Source organism: Methylobacterium sp. 2A (genome assembly GCF_009806555.1).
Classification (GTDB): Bacteria; Pseudomonadota; Alphaproteobacteria; order Rhizobiales; family Beijerinckiaceae; genus Methylobacterium.
This window is the reverse complement of the sequence record NZ_VUOK01000003.1, coordinates 286,183-303,880: the sequence shown is the minus strand read 5'-3', so window position 1 is coordinate 303,880 and position 17,698 is coordinate 286,183. Positions and strand designations below refer to the sequence as shown.

At 72.3% G+C, this 17,698-nt stretch carries 14 protein-coding genes; 5 read left to right on the top strand and 9 right to left on the bottom strand.

The features are described 5' to 3' along the window. Positions 1-91: 91 nt before the first annotated feature. The 4 genes from FVE89_RS01615 to FVE89_RS01600 all read left to right on the top strand — a co-directional run bounded on the left by FVE89_RS01615 (position 92) and on the right by FVE89_RS01600 (position 6,412). Entirely contained in the window at positions 92-2,194 is a 2,103-nt protein-coding gene (locus tag FVE89_RS01615; protein WP_071000286.1) for a DDE-type integrase/transposase/recombinase, read from the top strand. 11 nt (positions 2,195-2,205) lie between these two features. Continuing rightward, positions 2,206-3,318: a TniB family NTP-binding protein gene (locus FVE89_RS01610; RefSeq protein WP_083374423.1), complete on the top strand. Its 1,113-nt coding sequence runs from the start codon at positions 2,206-2,208 to the stop codon at positions 3,316-3,318. Then, a complete protein-coding gene (locus tag FVE89_RS01605; protein ID WP_071000285.1) occupies positions 3,308-5,227 on the top strand; it encodes a TniQ family protein in 1,920 nt (639 codons plus the stop codon). Before FVE89_RS01610 ends, FVE89_RS01605 begins: the two co-directional genes overlap by 11 nt. An 879-nt stretch (positions 5,228-6,106) precedes the next feature. Beyond that, positions 6,107-6,412, top strand: coding sequence for a hypothetical protein (locus FVE89_RS01600; RefSeq protein ID WP_024828423.1), 306 nt, complete (start codon positions 6,107-6,109; stop codon positions 6,410-6,412). Positions 6,413-6,476: 64 nt separating this feature from the next. Here the strand turns inward: FVE89_RS01600 and FVE89_RS01595 are convergent, their stop codons facing one another. The 3 genes from FVE89_RS01595 to FVE89_RS01585 form a co-directional block, all read right to left on the bottom strand. Then, positions 6,477-7,028 (bottom strand): PAS domain-containing protein, encoded by a 552-nt coding sequence (locus tag FVE89_RS01595; protein ID WP_043075177.1) that lies wholly within the window; start codon positions 7,026-7,028, stop codon positions 6,477-6,479. A gap of 1,972 nt (positions 7,029-9,000) precedes the next feature. After that, a complete protein-coding gene (locus tag FVE89_RS01590; RefSeq protein WP_071000284.1) occupies positions 9,001-10,332 on the bottom strand; it encodes an MFS transporter in 1,332 nt (443 codons plus the stop codon). Between the two features lie 10 nt (positions 10,333-10,342). Next, positions 10,343-10,615 carry a metal-sensing transcriptional repressor gene (locus tag FVE89_RS01585; RefSeq protein ID WP_024828426.1) on the bottom strand — a complete coding sequence of 91 codons (273 nt, stop codon included), beginning with the start codon at positions 10,613-10,615 and terminating at the stop codon, positions 10,343-10,345. A gap of 108 nt (positions 10,616-10,723) precedes the next feature. On the opposite strand from FVE89_RS01585, the gene FVE89_RS01580 reads away from it, so the two are divergent. After that, positions 10,724-11,023: a hypothetical protein gene (locus tag FVE89_RS01580; protein WP_071000283.1), complete on the top strand. Its 300-nt coding sequence runs from the start codon at positions 10,724-10,726 to the stop codon at positions 11,021-11,023. A gap of 849 nt (positions 11,024-11,872) precedes the next feature. Here FVE89_RS01580 and FVE89_RS30750 read toward each other — a convergent pair. The 6 genes from FVE89_RS30750 to FVE89_RS01550 form a co-directional block, all read right to left on the bottom strand. After that, entirely contained in the window at positions 11,873-12,172 is a 300-nt protein-coding gene (locus FVE89_RS30750; protein ID WP_127992114.1) for a hypothetical protein, read from the bottom strand. A gap of 145 nt (positions 12,173-12,317) precedes the next feature. Further along, on the bottom strand, positions 12,318-12,608 hold the full coding sequence (locus FVE89_RS01570; RefSeq protein ID WP_024828429.1) for a hypothetical protein: 291 nt from the start codon (positions 12,606-12,608) through the stop codon (positions 12,318-12,320). 100 nt (positions 12,609-12,708) lie between these two features. Further along, positions 12,709-12,879 (bottom strand): hypothetical protein, encoded by a 171-nt coding sequence (locus FVE89_RS01565; protein WP_159392781.1) that lies wholly within the window; start codon positions 12,877-12,879, stop codon positions 12,709-12,711. A 15-nt stretch (positions 12,880-12,894) separates the two neighbouring features. Further along, positions 12,895-13,836, bottom strand: coding sequence for a cation diffusion facilitator family transporter (locus FVE89_RS01560; protein WP_043075180.1), 942 nt, complete (start codon positions 13,834-13,836; stop codon positions 12,895-12,897). 40 nt (positions 13,837-13,876) lie between these two features. Beyond that, complete coding sequence (locus FVE89_RS01555; RefSeq protein WP_089231486.1) at positions 13,877-14,437, bottom strand: threonyl-trna synthetase; 561 nt, start codon at positions 14,435-14,437, stop codon at positions 13,877-13,879. 5 nt (positions 14,438-14,442) lie between these two features. Further along, positions 14,443-17,691 (bottom strand): CusA/CzcA family heavy metal efflux RND transporter, encoded by a 3,249-nt coding sequence (locus tag FVE89_RS01550; RefSeq protein ID WP_043075181.1) that lies wholly within the window; start codon positions 17,689-17,691, stop codon positions 14,443-14,445. Positions 17,692-17,698 lie beyond the last annotated feature (7 nt).

The following is a 17,698-nucleotide window of genomic DNA, read 5'->3' as shown; positions in this document are numbered from 1 at the left end:
TCCCGGCGGCGGGCCGTCCCGGCCGCCCGGACCGCACCCGTCGCCGTCGATCCCCTCCCGCGCCCACCGCCCAGCAAGTCGGCAGCGACCCATGATCGTGCCCTTCATCAACTTCCCCCTCGGCTCGTCGGTCAGGATCGAGGACGTCACGCATACGTACATGTCGCGCGAGCAGGCCGGCTGCGTGTTCCGGAGCGAGGTGGACGGGCGCACGGTGACGCACGGATCCAAGGAGATCGCGTCGCTCTACTTCTCCGGGAAGTTCGTGATCCCGAGGCAGCTGCACCCGGCCCTGCCGGCCGGCATCCGCGAGAACCTGCGGCGGAGCCTGTCCGAGTTCCCCGACCACAGGCAGGCGGAGGCCGAGCGCCGCCTGGACTACGTCATGACGATCGACGGGCTGGAGGAGCGCCGGAAGAACGGCGACGGAACGCTGTTCCGGCGCAACGCACGCCGGTACGCGTCCGTGGCCCGGGCGGTGGCGAGCCTCAGGCGGCGCCGGGCCGGCGTCCCGGGCCTCCTGCCCGACGCCGCGGCGCGGAAGCAGGCGAGGGCCGAGGCCACGCCGTCCGCCCCCACGCTGCGGGATTGGATGCGGCGCTGGGAGCGGTCCGGCCGCGAGCCCTCCGCCCTGGTGCGGCTCGACGATCGCAAGGGGCGCAAGCCCAGGGAGCTGGCGCCCGCCCTCGTCGACCTCATGGCCGAAGCCGTCAGGACCTTCTACCGCCAGGAGGAAGGGCCGACGATCCGCCTGCTCCACGAGTACGTGGCGGGGCGCGTCCAGCAGCACAACCGGGAGACCGGCGACAGGCTCACGCCGCTCACGGAGACGGCGCTCCACCGTTTCGTCACGGGGCGCTTCGGCGCCCGCGAGCTCGCCGAGGCCCGGCTCAAGCCGCGCAAGGCGGCGATGCGCTTCGACGCCAAGCGGCGCCGGGCCTCGCCAAAGAAGGCGTGCGAGGTCATCGAGATCGATCACGTCCTCCTGGACGTGACGGTCGTGCGCGACCGCGGCGGCGAACCGCTTGAGACCGAGGAGGGCTCCCATCGGCGAAAGCGCGGCATCGCCGGGCGGCCCTGGCTGACGCTCGCCATCTGCACGGCGACGCGATGCGTGGTGGGATGGTCGATCTCGCTGGATCCCCCCTCGTACGTGTCGGTGATGCTGTGCCTGCGCAGCATGCTCTCGGCGAAGGCAGACGTGAGCGTGAACGGGCGCGCGGTCGTGAATCCGGTCTTCGGGATGCCGAAGGTCCTGAGGCTCGACAACGGCAAGGAGTTCCACAGCCTCGCCCTGAAGGCCGCGGCGGCCAAGCTCGGCTTCGAGCTGCTCTACTGCCCGCGGCGGGCGCCCTGGGAGAAGGGGCGCGTCGAGCGCTTCTTCGGCGAGGTCCAGCGCAACTTCGCAACGATGCCCGGCCGAACGTTCGGAAGCCCGGAGCGGCGCGGCGACTACCGCCCGCACGACCGCGCCCGCATGACCATGGGCGAGATCAGGGTGCTGTTCGCGATCTGGGTGGCGGCCTACTACCATCAGAAGAACCACCGCGGGCTGTTCCACAGGACGCCGATGGAGGTCTGGCAGGAGATGTCGCCCCTCGGGGTGGACATGCCGCCCAGCGCGCGCGACGTCGTGGTGGCTACCGCCCTGCCGCTGCTGAAGCCGATCCAGGACACCGGCATCGAGTACCTCGAACTGCACTGGGACTGCGCCGAGCTGGAGCGCCTGCGGGAGCTCCACGGACGCAAGCGGAAGTGGCGGTGCGCGCTCGACCCGCTCGACCTGACGACGATGACCGTCTGGGACGACACGGTCGAGCCCAACGTGGAGATCCGGGCGACCTGCCAGGAGCCGGACCTGATCGAGGGCCTCGACCTCGACATGTGGAAGCGGCTCAGGAACCGGTCGAAGGAGCGTACGCCCGAATCCGAGCGGGTCCGTCGGGAGACGCTGGCGGACGCGCGCGTGGAGATGTTCGAGCGGGCCAGCCGGGACGACCGCGCCGGGAAGCCCCTGGGCAGGGGGAAGCAGAAGTTCGCCGACGCCGCCCGGCCGGCCCGTGCCGTCGCGGCCCTGCCGACGCCCGAGGCGGCCGAGGCACCGTCCGCCGCGGCGACGCATTCCCCCGCCGAGGCTGCCGGCGCGCCGGCCCGCCGCGGCTCCGTGGCCACCCGCTCGCAATACTACGACTGAGGACGACACCCATGACACACGCCATGACGCCCGACGCCCACGCCTCCCGCGAGCCGGTCCCCGGATCCGCGCCCCCCTCCGGCGCGGCCGCGCCCGGCGGCCCCGCGGGGGGCGGCAGGACGAACTGGGACGCGCCGCACAACGCCGCCCGGCTCGACGCCTTCGTCCTGGCCATGCGGGAACGCATCCACGTCCCCACCGTGGCGTACGGGGAGGCCCAGCGGGAGATGCGCCTGCTGCGCGACCGCGCGCGCCGGCGGGAGCGGGGCAACGTCCTGGTGATCGGCGGCGAGGCCGGGGCGGGCAAGAGCTGGGTCCTCGACCGCGAGCTGACGGCGGTCGACTTCCCCGACGTCAAGACGAGCTGGGCGGACCCCCTGCCGGTCCTGCGCCTGGACGCGCCCTCGCCCGGCCGCATGAAGGCGCTCCTGGTCAAGATGCTGTCGCAGGTGGCCGGGTACGAGGCGAGCGACCGGCCGTCCGAGCCGATGCTGATGCGGCAGTTCGTCAAGGTCGCGCAGGCGCGCGGGGTGCGGGTGGTCAAGATCGACGAGTTCCAGCACATCGTGAACCTGGCGCGCACGGACAGGCACGAGCGCACCGTGTCCGAGACCCTCAAGACGCTCCTGAACGAGACCGACATCCAGCTCGTGCTGGCGGGCGAGCCGTCCGTCATGACCTTCTTCGATCGCTGGAAGCAATTCGAGCGCCGCGGCGCGAAGCTGCCGATGACGCCGTTCGCCGGCGAGGCCGCCCGGGAGGAGTTCGCCGACTTCCTCAATCATTACGACGACCAACTCGTGGCCCTGCATTTCCGGGCAAGAAGCGGCTTCGCCGAGAAGGTCGACCGCTTCCGGCTGGCGACGGACGGCTATGTCGGCCTCGCGTCCAAGCTCATCCACCTCGCCGCGGAGATGTCGTTCAAGGCCGGTCACAACTGCGTCGACGACACCCTCGCCGTGGCCTACGAGCGCTGGCGTCGCCGCGGCGACGGCGCCAACCCGTTCCTCATGAAACCCGACGCGGTGTGCAGGGCGCTCCGGCGCCCGGCGACGCCGGCAGGGGGCGACCTGACCCGCCTGCGCGGGACCGGCGGCGTCCCGGAGCCGAGCTATGGCAAGTAGGCCCGAGCCGGCGGCCCGCCTGCCGCTGCACCTGGCGCCGGGCAGCGGCGAGCCGGCCTACGCCCTGCTCGAACGCCTCTCGCGGCGGTACGGGGCCGGGAGCCCGGCGGCGTTCGCGGCCGCCAACGGCCTGGACTGGAGGTCGGTCGTGGCGGGGCGCGACACGGACCGGGTCGCCGCGCTGGCCGGCGTCGACGCCGGCGCCCTGCGGGCCGCCACCTTCGTGGTCGAGGGCGCGACGGTCCGGCTCGGCGACGAGATCGTCGCGCGGGCCGATTGGTCGCCCCCGGCCCGGCGACGCTGCCGCGCGTGCGAGGCGGAGGACGCGGCACGGCTCGACGCGCCGCCCCCCCGGGCGTTCCGCCGGGCCTGGTGGGACGTCCGCTCCCTCCGGCGCTGCCCCCGGCACGGGACCGACCTCGCCGCGGCGGCGGCGGGGGACGCCGGCATGCCGGATCCCGCCACCACACCCTGCGAGGCCGGATTCCCCGGCGAGACCTACGTCCTCGGACGCCTCGGCTTCGGGGGACGGCGCCGGGTCCCGCTGCTCGACGCGCTGTCGCTGGCCGCCGCCATCCCCCTCGTCGAGCGCGTCGGCGCGATGCGCCTCCACGGACGCCGCGCGCGGAGCGACGCCAGGCTGGTGGACGCCGGCCCGCTGCTGTCCGCCGGCATGGCGGCGTTCGAGGGCGGCCCCTCGCCGTTCCGCTCTTTCCTCGACGGCTTGGTGGCGACGGCCCGGCCGGACCGCGACGAGTTGACCCCCGGCGTGGCCTACGGCCGGCTCTACGGCTGGCTCGTGCACGACGAGCGGGACCCGGCCTACGGGCCGGTCCGCGAGGCGCTCCGCGCGCACGCCATCGCGTCCCTGCCCCTTCAACCGGGCAGGGACCTGCTCGGCCGGCCCGTCACGGAGCCGGTCCTCGGGACGGTCGCCCGTCTCAGCAGGGTTACCGGCCTGGAGAAGGCGACCGTCGAGCGTCTGCTCGCGTCTCTCGGGGCGGTCCCGGCGCCGGGGCCGAGCCCGATACCGCTCTACGCCGCCGCGGACTGCGCCCGTCTGGCCGACCTCGCCGCCGCGACGTGCTGGTCGGCCGAGGCGCGGCGGGCGCTCGGCCTGACCAACGAAGGGATGGCCTCGGTCGTGTCCGCCGGCTGCCTGGTCCCTGTCCTGCCCCGGCACGGGCGCGAGGTCCGCGAGGACCGGTTCGACCGGGCCGCCGTGGAGCGGCTCGCCGTCGGGGTGTTCACGGGGGTGCCGCGCCTGCGCGACGTGCCCGCGGGCTGCGCCCCGCTGCCGGAGGCCGCGCGGCGCGGCATGTCGTCGATCGGCTCGATCGTGCGGGCGGTCCTGGACGGCCGCCTTGCCCCCCGGGGACGGGTGCGCGGCCGGGCCGGGCTCCCCGGCCTGGTCCTCCGGGTCGCCGACGTCGCGGCGCTGCAACGGGCGCCCAGCGACGACGTCCCCTGGACGGAGGTCGTGGCCCGGGTCGGCGACCGCGGGCTCGCGAGGTCCCTGGTCGCGTCGGGCCGGCTCGGGCTGCGCCGCGCGCCCTGCGGCTTCCGGAACCGGCACCGGCGCGAGGTGGCGCGCGCGGACTGGGCGCAGTTCCGGCAGGGCTTCGTGTCCGCCGGCGAGCTGGCGCGCGCCGAGGGGACGTCTGCGGCGGCGATGGCGCGGAGGCTGTCGCGGTCCGGGATCGGGCCGGCCTTCGGGTCCGGGTCGCCCGGCGGCCCGACGTTCTATCGCAGGGAGGACGTCGGAACCCTCCCGCGCGCGACGCCGGCCACACGGCGGAGACGGCCGCCGCGACCCGGGCCTGGAGTGGGCTCCCGACCGGTCGTGCGCCCGTCCGCCGGGGCCGTGGCCGACCGGTTGCCAGGAACCCGCCGCCGCGCAGCGCCATAGGGCGCCGCGGAACGGCGCGAGGCCCCGGCCCAGCGTCCGGCATCGATCCGAGCCCGCCGTCGGGGCCGCCGGCCGACCCCGGCGCCGTTCGACCGCGGCGCCGACGACCGGCAGCGTGGAAGCGGCTCAGCCGATGGTGTTCGCCGGAGGTTGCGGACTGTCATGGGCGCAGCGACGCGCGATCCGAGCCGTCGACCGGCCCGCGCCCGGATTCCCCCCGAGGAACCCGCAAAGCCTTGTCCGCGGGCCCCTCGCTCGACCGGACGCGGGTCGGTGGACAGGTTCGCCGAGCCCCGGGGGCTCATGGCGGATCGTCGACGGCTCGCTGGCGGTGACATCGGCATTCCACCGTCGACCCCTCGTTCAGGGTGTCCGTCCTTGAACCGAAGGGACCTCTCGCTGACCGTCGCAGCCGCAGCCGGCTCGGGCCTGCCGAGGCGGATGCGCACGCATCGGAGAGCTGCCAGGCCGTTCGGACGTCGGGCACGCAGGCGGCCGCTCCAGATGGGGCCGGGGCCCCGAACGTTGCGGCACTCCCCACCCATCGACGCGACGCAGGATGTGGACGTGCCGCCAAGCCGAACGACCGGGCCATGCCACAGACGCACGCTGGGATTGTTGCGCTGCACGAAACTCCATCCGGCGTGGTGCGGTTTGAGAACCTTGTCGGGGCGGCAGGCTTCGGCCATCGCCCGTAGGTCCCCACCGCACATGACGACCGAGCCGAAGTCGAGGTGGCGCCCCACCACTAAACGCCCGACCGGTGGATGCGCGACCAGCACTGGCGTCGCCGAAACGCCGACCGCTCATGGAGCGGACCGAACAGCTCTCGGCCCCGCGTCCCATGCCTCCGTTCGGCGCCGACCAGCGGACGGGGCGGTGGGCTACAGGACCGGCGCCGATCGCCTGCAAGCCATCGCGGATCGGCTGCGCGTCCCGGTCGCGACCTTCTTCGTCGGAACGGTCGGCTCGATCGAGGGCGTATCGCCGGTCCTCGACCTGCTGCGCCATCCGGAGACGGCAAGGCTCGTCAGGGCGTTCGCGGCGATCTCCGACCCGGTGACGCGCCATCGCGTGCTGTCCGCCGTCGAGGCCGCTGCGGCGGGCGCCGAGGCGCCGGATGAGCCGCCGTCCGGGCCGGCGACCGAGGCCGCATGCGACGGTTCGCAGGAGGGCCAGGGGTAGCGGTGGGTCTTCGTGTCCGGTGACCGCATCCAGTCCGCCGCGACGCGGGTTCTGTCCTGGTCGGTCAGTTCAGCGACCGGCCTTGCATCCGCATCCGGGCGGCAAGGGCAAGGCCAACTTCAAGTAGGGCGATCCGCGCGCCCGGCAGCGCTGCCTTCGCCCCGTCGTCCTCCTCGATCAGCGAATGGGTGATGATCAAGTGATCGGCGATAAGGTCGAGGGTGTCGATCGGCATGGTCGCCGGGTGGGGTGGGGGCGGCACGAACCGACCGACGTTGCCATAGGCCGCGATCGTATCGGTGGCCCCCCCGGCCAGTTCGGTGATCGAGCCGAGATAGCCGATGAACGCGCCGTTCTCGATGCCGAACGAGGGCACGCCACCCGCCCCAACCCAGCGCGGGGTATCGTCGGGCTTGAGCAGGCGATACCGGATGCTGAACTCCGCCCCGCTCGCGAGGGCCTCATCGAGAATGCCGGTGGCGGTGCCGCGGTCGTCCGGGTGAACGCGTAGGACCCACCCCCGATCGAGGGCCTCCGTGCTTGGCTGGCCGGTGAGTGCCTCCCACTCAGGGCAGGCGTAGACGCATCGCCCGCGAGCGTCGGTCACGAAGATCATCGTCGCATGGTCCGGCCGTGCTCCCCGCGCGCGATGAACGGACGCGAGCGGTTCTCGACCCCAGGGCGACGCCACGAGCGGTCGGTCCTGACGAATGCTGCGGCTGTGGCACGGACTGCGGACCGACGCGGGCCGCGCGGTCGCCCTCGACGCCCACCGCGAGGTCGCGGACCGGGAAGGCGGCCGAACGGTGAAACCTACCGATCCTACATCGGGACCGCGCAGTCGGGCAGGGCCATCGCCGCCAGGGGAGGCACCGGTAACCTTGGCCTCGCGATCGCGGTTCGGGACTCCCTGAGGTTGGATGGGGGCGATGCACTTCCGGATGCGCCGGTTGAGAAACGAGGCGACCGAGATGGGCTTCCTGGTCCTGGCCTACGGTCCGGAGCGGGTGATGGCGGTCCTTGGCACCGGTCCCCGTCCACGCCGCCCTCCGCGTGTGAGCGCACGCGGCACCGCGCGCGCTGTCACAACTTCGCACCGACACACCGAAACCCGTTTCCACCCGGCCCCCACGCCGAGAAGGACAGCCGCTTATGAGGGGAGCTGCCAGCGCTCTCGGCGGCTCGGTTGGGTCGGAAGCGGGCAGGCCGCCTTTCCCGGGTCGTGGACGCCGACCGGAATCCGGGGGTGATCACACCGGCCTCGGCTACGATCATTGCGCTGCCTGCGAGTGGATGGGGAAGCGCCAGCCGGCGCGAAGGCGAGAATGACCAAGCAGTCGATGATCGGGTTGATCCGCCGACGTTGGACGTCGGAACGACCCTTCGAAGGCCATACGACCGATAGCCTGAACCGCAAGATCGCAAATCCCGCCACACGAAACGACGTTCGAGAGTAGGCCCGGCGTGAGCTGCAGATCCGGCGACAGCTGGAACCCCTCACCTGAGGCTTCTGGCGTGCGATCGCTTCCGAGCAATTCTGATCTGGCGGCTCACCCATCCTCCCAGATCGGGCATACGCGGAACGTTCCCTTTCCGGCCAGGAACCGGGGTCCCTTGAAGTCCGGCCCTGCCTTCGGCGGCGGTCGCCGTGTCCGTGAAAGCGCGCTGCCGCAGCGACACCGGCGCCGCGGCGACCTCGGCGGCGAGGGCCGCACGAGGTTCGGGCGGCGGCGGGACCGGCGTGATGTCGCCGAAGCCGCTCCGGTCATGCTCGTCTGGGACCGGGATCGCGCGCGTCCGCCGCATGATCTGAGGCCACCGATGAGCCGTGTTGAGGATGCCGCGCGCGGTTTCTTGGCACAAGGCAACGGATCGCCGCCGCTGCGGCGCGGCCCATTCCCGGCGCGCGGAAACACGGCATCTGAAACGTCCCGTCGTCGCGGCCCCGGGGCGGGATCCCGTGGACGGACGCATCGTCGTCCCCCCGCTGGTCGTGGACGCTCAAGTCCTTCGCGGGCGAGACTTCGATGCGCGTCATGGGGTTGGATGGCCACTCGGGGGACGTGCCGCCCCTTTCCTGGGACGCCACGCGCGGCTCGGCTCGTCAGGCGACCGAGGGGAATGCGGTCCGAGCCGATCCACGCCGGACCTTCAGCATCTCGTGGGGAGCGGCGAAGCGCCCGACACCCGGGGCCGTGGCCCGGGCCACCGCGCACCCGGCCAAGGCCGGGCGGCACCCGATGGCCGAGTCGGAGTGTGGCTCGGTGGCTTGACCGAACGACGGTCCCGGACGCCACGACGCCGCCAGGCCGCAACGGCGGCGCGCTTCCGGCGCGCTTCGGGATGCGAGGACGGAACAGTTGGCCGCCCGCCCATCGGTCCCGCGCAGCACCGCCCGGCCCGCGCAGGGCGGCTGCCGGCCTGGCCACCGGGATGCGCAGCCGTTGCGGCAGACCGCGGTCAGACGCAGATGTCGGGGACGAGCAAGCCTCCCCGCAGCCGGCGGCCCGCCCGGTGGACGGCATGGGGCGCACGGCTTGGGACCGGCGCCCTGGCGTTCCGCCGGCAGCGCCCGGTGCGTGCCGGCCTCAGCCCGGCCTAGCCGTCGGCCACCGGGGATGCAGGTCGTCGATGACGAAGGCGTGGACGTGCCGGCCCCGGCCGGCGCCCGCAAGGTGGGGGTGGTCGGGCGAGAGGTCGGGATGCGCGTGCTCGACGACGTCCGGATCCGAGGCGGGCCACAGCACGGCCGCCGCCGCGACGGCCGCCAGGGTGAGCGCAGCCAGGACCGCGAGCGTGACCGGCAGGCCGGCCTCTGCGCCGAGCCACCCCGCGAGCGGATAGGTGATGAGCCAAGCGACGTGAGACAGGGCGAACTGCGCCGCGAACACCGCGGGCCGATCCTCGGGCGTGGCCGAGCGCCGGAGCAGCCGCCCGGTCGGGGTCTGGGCGGCGGAGTAGCCAGCCCCGAGCACGAGCCAGGTCGTGAGGAGCATCGGCCAGCCGATCACGCCTCCCCAGGTCGTCGCGGCGAAGGCGAGCAGCCCGACGCCGAGGAGACCCGCCGCAAGCAGCATCACGGTCCGGTCCGGCAGCCGGTCGAGCGCCCGCGGCAGGAGCAGGGCCGCAACCATCGAGCCACCGCCGAACAACCCGAGCGCCACGGCGACGTCGTTCTGGGGCCGGTGCAGGATGGCTTGCGCGATCACGACTGTGTTGACGATGACCATCGAGCCGGCCGCCGACACCGCGAGGTTCAGGGCCAGCAACCCGCGCAGGCGGGGCGTGGCGAGGTAGATGCGCAGACCCCTCGTGGTCCGGTCATAGATCCCGCGGCGCTCGGTCGACTTCGGGCTCGGCAGGCTGACTGAGACGACGAGCGCCGCCGAGCACAGGAAGCCCACCACGGTCCCTTCGAACAGCCAGTGGAAGTCGATGACGGTCAGCAGGACCGCAGCGAGCGCCGGGCTGAGCAGGTTCTCCAGGTCGTAGGCCAGCCGTGAGAGGGAGAGCGCCCGGGTGTAGTCGCGCTCTTCCGGAAGGATGTCCGGGATGGTCGCCTGGAAGGTCGGGGTGAAGGCGGCCGAGCAGGACTGAAGCACGAAGACGAGGACGTAGACCTGCCAGACCTGGCCGACGAACGGCAGGATCAGGGCGACGGCGGCGCGGACGAGGTCGGTCGAAACCAGGAAGGCGCGACGCGGCAACCGCCCGGTGAATGCGTTCGCCACGGGCGCCACCAGCACGTAGGCGACCATCTTGATGGCGAGCGCCATGCCGAGCACCGCGCCGGCCTCCGGGCCTGCGAGGCGATAGGCCAGCAGCCCGAGTGCGACCGTCAGCAGGCCGGTGCCGATCAGGGCGATGACCTGCGCGGCGTAGAGGTGCCGGTAGGTACGGTCGGCGAGGACGCTCAGCATCGGGCGAGCCTCACAGGTACTTCGCCAGCGCCTTGAACTCGGCGAGCGCGGCCTTGGCTGTCGTGCCGCCGTCCCCGACCCCGTCGCCGATGCAGTGTTCCATGTGGTCCTCGATGAGGACGCGCTTGGCGCTGGCGATGGCGCTTTCGACCGCGTGGAGCTGCTGCGCGAGGTCCACGCAGGCGCGGCCCTCCTCGATCATGGCGATGACGCCGGCGAGGTGGCCGTTGGCGCGCCTCAGGCGCTTGACGATGTCCGGGTGGGAGGCGTGCGCACGTTCCATGTCGACGTGCTATCCCCCCGGATAGGATATGAGAAGGGAAATCGACGTTCCGGCGTCGGCTGGCTCGCTCCGAGAGAGGGGGGTCGGGTGTCCTCGTGGCGGCGTCTCATGGCGGCGGCCCTCGCATTCGCGCCGATGGCCGTCCTGGTCATGCCGACGATGGTCGATGGTCGTCGTGGGGCTACGACGCCTGTCGTGCACGCGTTCGCCGACCACGACCATGGCGCGGGCCGGCATGCCGAGGACGACTTGGCCGACCACGCCCAATCCCGCGCGCAGGACGCGATGCCCGTTCTCGCTCCGGCCGCCGGGGGCGCCGCCTGGACGGCCACGACGTTCCCGGTCGGCGACCGGCCCGTGCATGCCGCTGGCAGGGTCCGGGAGCCGTTCGAGCCACTGAGGGCGTGAGGAAGCCTGTCCGGTACCTGCACTCGAACGGCGGCACCGCGCGCCCACGCCTGCGGCCGACCGCCCATGGCATCGACATGTTCAGGCGTCCCCTCCCCGCGCCGCTGACCATCGCCGACGGCTTCCTGATCGCGACGTGGCGGCTCGGGGCGCAGGATGCCGGCCGCGCCCATCACGGCGAAGACGACCGGCGAGGTCGCCAGGCTGCGCATGGGCCGCGGCGACCGGATGGCGAAGGGCGAGGTCGTCACCCCGCTCGACGGCCGCGAGATCACCGAATCGAAGGGCGAGCACCCCGTCGCCAGGGTGTCCGCCGCCCCCCGGAGGCCGGTGTTCGAGCGCGACAAGGTCCTCTGTGCCAAGCGCATCATGTCCGAGCGGCAGTACCTGCGCTCGCAGGCGAGCTACCCGACCTCAAGGTCAGGGAGGACGCCGCCCGGCGCAAGCTCATCTTCCCGGGCCCGGGCACGGCCGAGATCGACGCCTGTCGAACCAGCCGGAGGCACAGTGCGAGCGTCAGGAGATCCGCTCACACATCGCGGGCAAGATCGTCGAGCGCCGCGTCGACCCTGGGGCCGCGGTCGGGCGGGACAACCTGGAGATCGAACTCTACTCGGTCGTCGACCTGTCGAAGGTCCGTGTCGGCCCCGCGGTGCGCGCAGGCGGCATGCCCCTGGTCGGCGAGCGTCCGGCGGTCACGGTCCGCGGCGAGGCGGCGAGGCGGCGAGCGGGCGCAACGTCTTCAACGTCGCCGCTCGGTTCTGGGATGTCGTTCCGAAGCCGGCCGGCCGGGGCTGGTGCGAGCTGTCGCCCGCGATGCCGGTCCGCCGCGGCCCCGAACAGGAGTCGTCATTGGCCCGGCCCGCCAGGGGGCGCCAACGCCAGGGCGCGCGCGAGGGCCAGGACCTCCTGGCGGTCCGCCCGGTGGCGCAGGCCCTGCCACGCCTGCAACATCGCGGCCGTCTCGGCGTGCTCTGCCAGCGCCGCCGAGCCATCGCGGAAGGCCGCCTCGGGGACGCCGAGCGCTGCGGCCACGCCCGCCAGGAGCACGGCCGTGGCGGGCCGGGCCGGCCGCGCGGGCTCCCCGGGCCCACCATCGACGCGGCTGCCGGAACGGCGCCGCCGAGAACGTCGGTCCCTCGAACCCATCGATATCCTCATGGCACTTCCGAGGGCCGTCCCCCCGAGACATCCCCCGATCGGACCGAGGTCCGCCCGGCGGGGCGGGAAGGCGGTCGCGCGGCGATCTTCGCCGTTCCGGGAGCCGCGGGCCGGCCGCACCGGGCCCCCGGCGTCAGGGATCCTTTCGGTCGAAGGTCCGGCGCAGGTCCCGCGCGAACGCCTTCGCGAGCTCCGGCGCCTCGGCCACCACCTCCTCGTAGAACCTCGTCCCGACCGGGCTCTCCTGGGTGTAGTCGGGGGGCAGGTCGCCGATCGTGCTGGCGATCTCGCGGAAGACCACTTCCCGCTCGTGAGGCGGCAATTTTTGCATGACGAGATGCATCATCGCTATCGTGGATGTCCGCAATACCGCGATCATCGCCGTGGTGGTCACCGCGAAGTGATGCGTCTGCTCGCTGTTCATGATCTATCGCCTCGCATCGCCCCCGAAACCTCCCGTGCGCCCGCGCGCGATTGACAAAGGCCGGCCTCGCCGGAGCACATCCCGATCCACGACGGGCACCTCAATGAAACCTGCCCTTCATGGCCATGATCAGAAGCAGCGCGACAGCGATCCCCATCGAGTAGACCACCATCGCCCGGTTGGCGGCCTTGCGGACGTAGGGCCTGACGCGTCGCCTGCCGCGTGGCCTCGACGTCCAGTCGGGTTGGAGCCGCTCCGATTTCTTGCTCATGTCCGACGCCCCCGGTCACACCGGCAGGTGCGCGCCCTCGGCCGCGAGCGCCTCGTCCTCGACCTGGACCGTGACGTGCTCGATGCCGTGCCGCTCCTTCATCAGCCCGCGGACGGCCCGGATGACGGCGGGACCGCCGGCGGGGTCGTCGACCACCACGTGGCCGCTCATCGCGTCGAACCCGGAGGTGAGCGTCCACGCGTGCAGGTCGTAGGCGCGCCGGACGCCCGGCATCGCCTCGATCTCGGCCTTCAGGGCCGCGAGGTCGACGCCCGGGGGCGTCCCCTCCAGCAGGATGTGCAGGGCCTCGCTCAGCAGGCGCCACGTCCGCGGGACGATGAACAGCCCGATGCCGGCCCCGACCAGCGGGTCCACCCAGCGAACGCCGGTCCACATCACCACGAGCGCCGCGACGATGACGCCGAGCGAGCCCAGCATGTCGGAGAAGACCTCGAAGTAGGCACCCTTGACGTTGAGGCTCTCGGACGATCCGCCCGACAGAAGTCGCATGCTGGCGAGGTTGACGCCGAGGCCGACGAGCGCCACCAGCATCATCGGCCAGCCGAGGATCTCGGTCGGCTCGACGAAGCGGCGGTAGGCCTCGAAGAGGATGTAGACGGTCACCCCGAGCAGCACGACGGCGTTCGCGAGCGCCGCCAGGATCTCGAAGCGCATGTAGCCGAAGCTCTTGCCCGGCGTCGGGGCCTTGCCCGCGTAGTGGATGGCGAGCAGCGACAGGGCGAGACCGCCCGCGTCGGTGACCATGTGCGCGGCGTCCGCGAGCAACGCCAGGCTGCCGGTGAGCAGGCCGCCCACCACCTCGGCGAACATGTACGTGAGGGTCAGCGCCAATGCCCAGGCGAGGCGCCCCTTGTTCCGGGCGGCCGCCGAGCCGGAGGGGATGCCACCGCCGTGCGAGTGCCCATGGCCGCCGCCGTGCGCGTGTCCGTGTCCCATGCCTACCTTCCGGATGTGCTGCGTTGCGAGGGGGGCGGCCTCACGGACCGTCCGTCCCGATGAGGTCGGCGACGTGCGCGCCGGCCGGATGCCCGGTCGCGGCGCGATGGGCCTGCGAGCAGGCCGCGTAGCCCGGGCCGAAGGCGGCCATCACGAGCTGGCGCCGCCCGTCGGCGGTCCCGCGGCTGGCAAGGAGCGCACGGCCGCCGGGCCAGACCTCGGAACCTGCCGACGGGCCGGGCCCGGGCTCGCCGTAGCGGCGCACGCCCTCGTCGTGGATGGTCCTGCGCGAACGCTCCAGCGCCTCCCCGGACAGGGGCACGCCGACCCAGACCATCTCCTGGAGTCCCTCGTCCCGGCAGACCACCAGGACCACCTCCGCGGTCTCCGATCCGGTGGCCGGCCCCCACCCGCTGGGATAGTAAAGGCCGGTCAGGTTCGCCTCGCGGTCGACCTTGAGCGGCCGCGGCACGGTGGCGACCGGGCCCCAGGCGAGACCGAACGGGGCCTCGCGGCCGGGGGCCTCCTCCGCCCGCGCCGCGTGCGACAGGTTCAGGACGCACAGCGCGGTGGCCGTCGCGAGTCCGGCGATTTCCCGCATCGCGCCTACTCCGCCGCCTTGAGGTGCCGGGGGGCCGCCTCGCCCGGCCGCTGGGCCGCCTTCGCGGGCTCGACCTTGCCGAAGCGCGCATAGAGGGCCGGCAGCACCACCAGGGTCAGTAGGGTGGCGCTGATCAGGCCGCCGATGACCACGGTGGCGAGCGGCCGCTGGATCTCGGCGCCGGTCTCGGTGGCGATGGCCATGGGCACGAAGCCGAGCGACGCGACGAGGGCGGTCATCGCCACCGGCCGCAGCCGGGTCATGGCGCCCTCCAGGATCGCCTCCCGCTTCGGCCGGCCCTCGGCTACGAGCTGCTTGATGAAGGTCAGCATCACGAGGCCGTTCAGCACCGCCACGCCCGAGAGCGCGATGAACCCGACCGCCGCCGGCACCGAGACGGGCATCCCGCGCAGCCACAGGGCCACGATGCCACCGGTCAGCGCCAGCGGCACGGCGCTGAACACGAGGAGCGCGTCGCGCGGGCTGCCCAGCGCCGAGTAGAGCAGCAGGAAGATCAGGAAGAAGCACACCGGCACCACGACGGCGAGCCGCTTCTTGGCCGAGGCGAGGTTCTCGAACTGCCCGCCCCAGGTCACGTAGTAGCCGGGCGGCAGCTGCACCTGGCTCCCGACCTTCACCTGGGCCTCCGCCACGAGCGAGCCGATGTCGCGCCCGCGGACGTTGGCGGTGACGACGACCCGGCGCTTGCCGTTCTCGCGCGAGATCTGGTTCGGCCCCTCCGCGACGGAGAAGCTGGCGACCTGCTTGAGCAGGACCGAGGTCGCCCGGCCGTTCAGGCCGGGCGGCAGCGGCACCGGGATGTTCTCCAGGGCTTCCCGGTCCTCGCGCACCGTGTCGGTGAGGCGCACCACGATGGGGAAGCGCCGGTCGCCCTCGAACACGACCCCGGCGTCCCGGCCGCCGATCGCCGCGCCGATGACGTCCTGGATCGCCCCGGTACTGAGGCCGTAGCGGGCCGCCTCGGCCTTGTTGATCTTGATCTCCAGGAACGGCAGGCCCGCCGTCTGCTCGACCTTAACGTCCTCGGCGCCCTCGATGCCCCTGAGGATGGCCGCGACCTGGTTGGCGACCTTGAGCATCGGCTCGAACTCCTCGCCGAACACCTTCACGGCGAGGTCGCCGCGGCTGCCGGCGAGCAGCTCGTTGAACCGCAGCTGGATCGGCTGGGAGAACTCGTAGACGTTGCCGGCGAGTTGCCCGACCGCCTTCTCGATCTGCTCCTGCAGCTCCGCCTTGGGCAGCTCCGGATCCGGCCACTCCTCCTGCGGTTTGAGGATCACGAAGGTGTCGGACGAGTTCGGCGGCATCGGGTCCGAGGCGACCTCGGCGGTGCCGGTCTTCGAGAAGACGTAGGCGACCTGCGGGAACTTCGAGACCACCTGCTCGACCTTGAGCTGCATAGCCTGCGACTGGCTCAGCGAGGTCGAGGGGATGCGGGTCGCGTTGAGCGCGATGCTCTTCTCGTCCAGCGTCGGGATGAACTCGGTGCCGAGCCGGGTGAACAAGGCTCCCGCGACGACGAGCAACAGCAGGGCCCCGCCGACGAACGCGAAGGGCGCCCTGACCGCGGCGCCGAGCACAGGCCGGTAGGCTCCCTTGAGCGCCCGGATGATCAGGTTGTCCTTCTCGGTGACCTTGCCCGTGATGACGATGGCGATCAGCGCCGGCACGAAGGTCAGCGAGAGCACAAAGGCGGCGACCAGCGCGATGATCACGGTCAGCGCCATCGGCTGGAACATCTTCCCCTCGACGCCGGTGAAGGTCAGCAGGGGCACGTAGACCAGGATGATGATCGCCTGCCCGTAGAGGGACGGCTTGATCATCTCCTCGGCCGAGGCCCGCACCGTCTGCAACCGTTCCTCGGTGTCGAGGGTCCGGCCCAGCGCATGCTGTTTCTCGGCGAGGTGGCGCAGGGCGTTCTCGGTGATGATCACCGCCCCGTCGACGATCAGCCCGAAGTCGAGGGCGCCGAGGCTCATCAGGTTGGCCGAGATCTTCGCCTCGACCATGCCGGTCATGGTCATCAGCATGGCGACCGGGATCACCAGCGCCGTGATGATCGCCGCCCGGATGTTGCCGAGCAGCAGGAACAGGATGACGATGACGAGGGTCGCGCCCTCGGACAGGTTCTTGGCCACCGTCTTCACGGTCGCCTCCACCAGGCGGGTCCGGTCGAGGACGGTCTGGACCTCGACGCCGGGCGGCAGGCTCTTGCGGATCTGGTCCATCTTGGCGTCGACGGCGGCCGCGACCGTGCGGCTGTTCTCGCCGATCAGCATCAGCGCGGTGCCGACCACGACCTCCCGCCCGTCCTCGCTGCCCGAGCCGGTGCGCAGGTCGCGGCCGATGCGGACCTCGGCGATGTCCTTGATCCGCACCGGGATGCCGCCGCGGGTCGCGACCACGACGTTGCCGATGTCGTCCATGTTCTCCAGGCGGCCGGCGGCGCGGACGACGTAGCCCTCGCCGTTGTCCTCCAGGTAGCGGGCGCCCTGGTTGGCGTTGTTGGTGTCGAGGGCGCGCCCGACGTCCGCGAAGGACAGGTCCAGGGACGCGAGCTTCGTGGGATTGGGCTGGACGTGGTACTGCTTCTCGAAGCCGCCGATCCCGTCGACCCCGGCAACGCCGGGCACGGTCTTGATCAGCGGCCGGATGATCCAGTCCTGGACCGTGCGCAGGAAGGCGGTCTGCTCCAGCGGGGTCCTGAGGCGCTGGCCCTCGGGGGTCAGGTAGCTGCCGTCCGGCTGCCAGCCGGGCTTCCCGCCCTGCGAGACCTTGCGGTCGCCCGGTTTCGCGTAGTGGATCGACCACATGTAGATCTCGCCGAGGCCCGTCGAGATCGGGCCCATCGCGGGCTCGGCGCCCGGCGGCAGGTCTTTCTTGACCTGGGCAAGGCGCTCGGCGACCTGCTGGCGGGCGAAGTAGATGTCGAGGGTCTCGGCGAAGACCGCGGTGACCTGCGAGAAGCCGTTGCGCGAGAGCGAGCGGGTGTATTCGAGGCCCTTGATGCCGGCGAGCGCCGTCTCGACCGGGTAGGTGACCTGCTTCTCGATGTCGACCGGCGACAGCGACGGCGCCGTCGTGTTGATCTGCACCTGGTTGTTGGTGATGTCGGGCACCGCGTCGATCGGCAGCTTGGTCACCGCGTAGCCGCCGAAGCCGGCGGCGAGCAGGGACAGCAGGAGGATCAGCCAGCGCTGGTGGACGGAGAAGTCGAGGATGCGGGCGATCATGGTCCGT

Bases quoted from the DNA above. Each gene is read 5' to 3' on its own strand.
- FVE89_RS01615 (WP_071000286.1), top strand. From the start codon at position 92: ATGATCGTGCCCTTCATCAACTTCCCCCTCGGCTCGTCGGTCAGGATC.
- FVE89_RS01610 (WP_083374423.1), top strand. From the start codon at position 2,206: ATGACACACGCCATGACGCCCGACGCCCACGCCTCCCGCGAGCCGGTC.
- FVE89_RS01605 (WP_071000285.1), top strand. From the start codon at position 3,308: ATGGCAAGTAGGCCCGAGCCGGCGGCCCGCCTGCCGCTGCACCTGGCG.
- FVE89_RS01595 (WP_043075177.1), bottom strand. From the start codon at position 7,028: ATGATCTTCGTGACCGACGCTCGCGGGCGATGCGTCTACGCCTGCCCT.
- FVE89_RS01590 (WP_071000284.1), bottom strand. From the start codon at position 10,332: ATGCTGAGCGTCCTCGCCGACCGTACCTACCGGCACCTCTACGCCGCG.
- FVE89_RS01585 (WP_024828426.1), bottom strand. From the start codon at position 10,615: ATGGAACGTGCGCACGCCTCCCACCCGGACATCGTCAAGCGCCTGAGG.
- FVE89_RS01580 (WP_071000283.1), top strand. From the start codon at position 10,724: ATGGCGGCGGCCCTCGCATTCGCGCCGATGGCCGTCCTGGTCATGCCG.
- FVE89_RS30750 (WP_127992114.1), bottom strand. From the start codon at position 12,172: ATGGGTTCGAGGGACCGACGTTCTCGGCGGCGCCGTTCCGGCAGCCGC.
- FVE89_RS01570 (WP_024828429.1), bottom strand. From the start codon at position 12,608: ATGAACAGCGAGCAGACGCATCACTTCGCGGTGACCACCACGGCGATG.
- FVE89_RS01565 (WP_159392781.1), bottom strand. From the start codon at position 12,879: ATGAGCAAGAAATCGGAGCGGCTCCAACCCGACTGGACGTCGAGGCCA.
- FVE89_RS01560 (WP_043075180.1), bottom strand. From the start codon at position 13,836: ATGGGACACGGACACGCGCACGGCGGCGGCCATGGGCACTCGCACGGC.
- FVE89_RS01555 (WP_089231486.1), bottom strand. From the start codon at position 14,437: ATGCGGGAAATCGCCGGACTCGCGACGGCCACCGCGCTGTGCGTCCTG.
- FVE89_RS01550 (WP_043075181.1), bottom strand. From the start codon at position 17,691: ATGATCGCCCGCATCCTCGACTTCTCCGTCCACCAGCGCTGGCTGATC.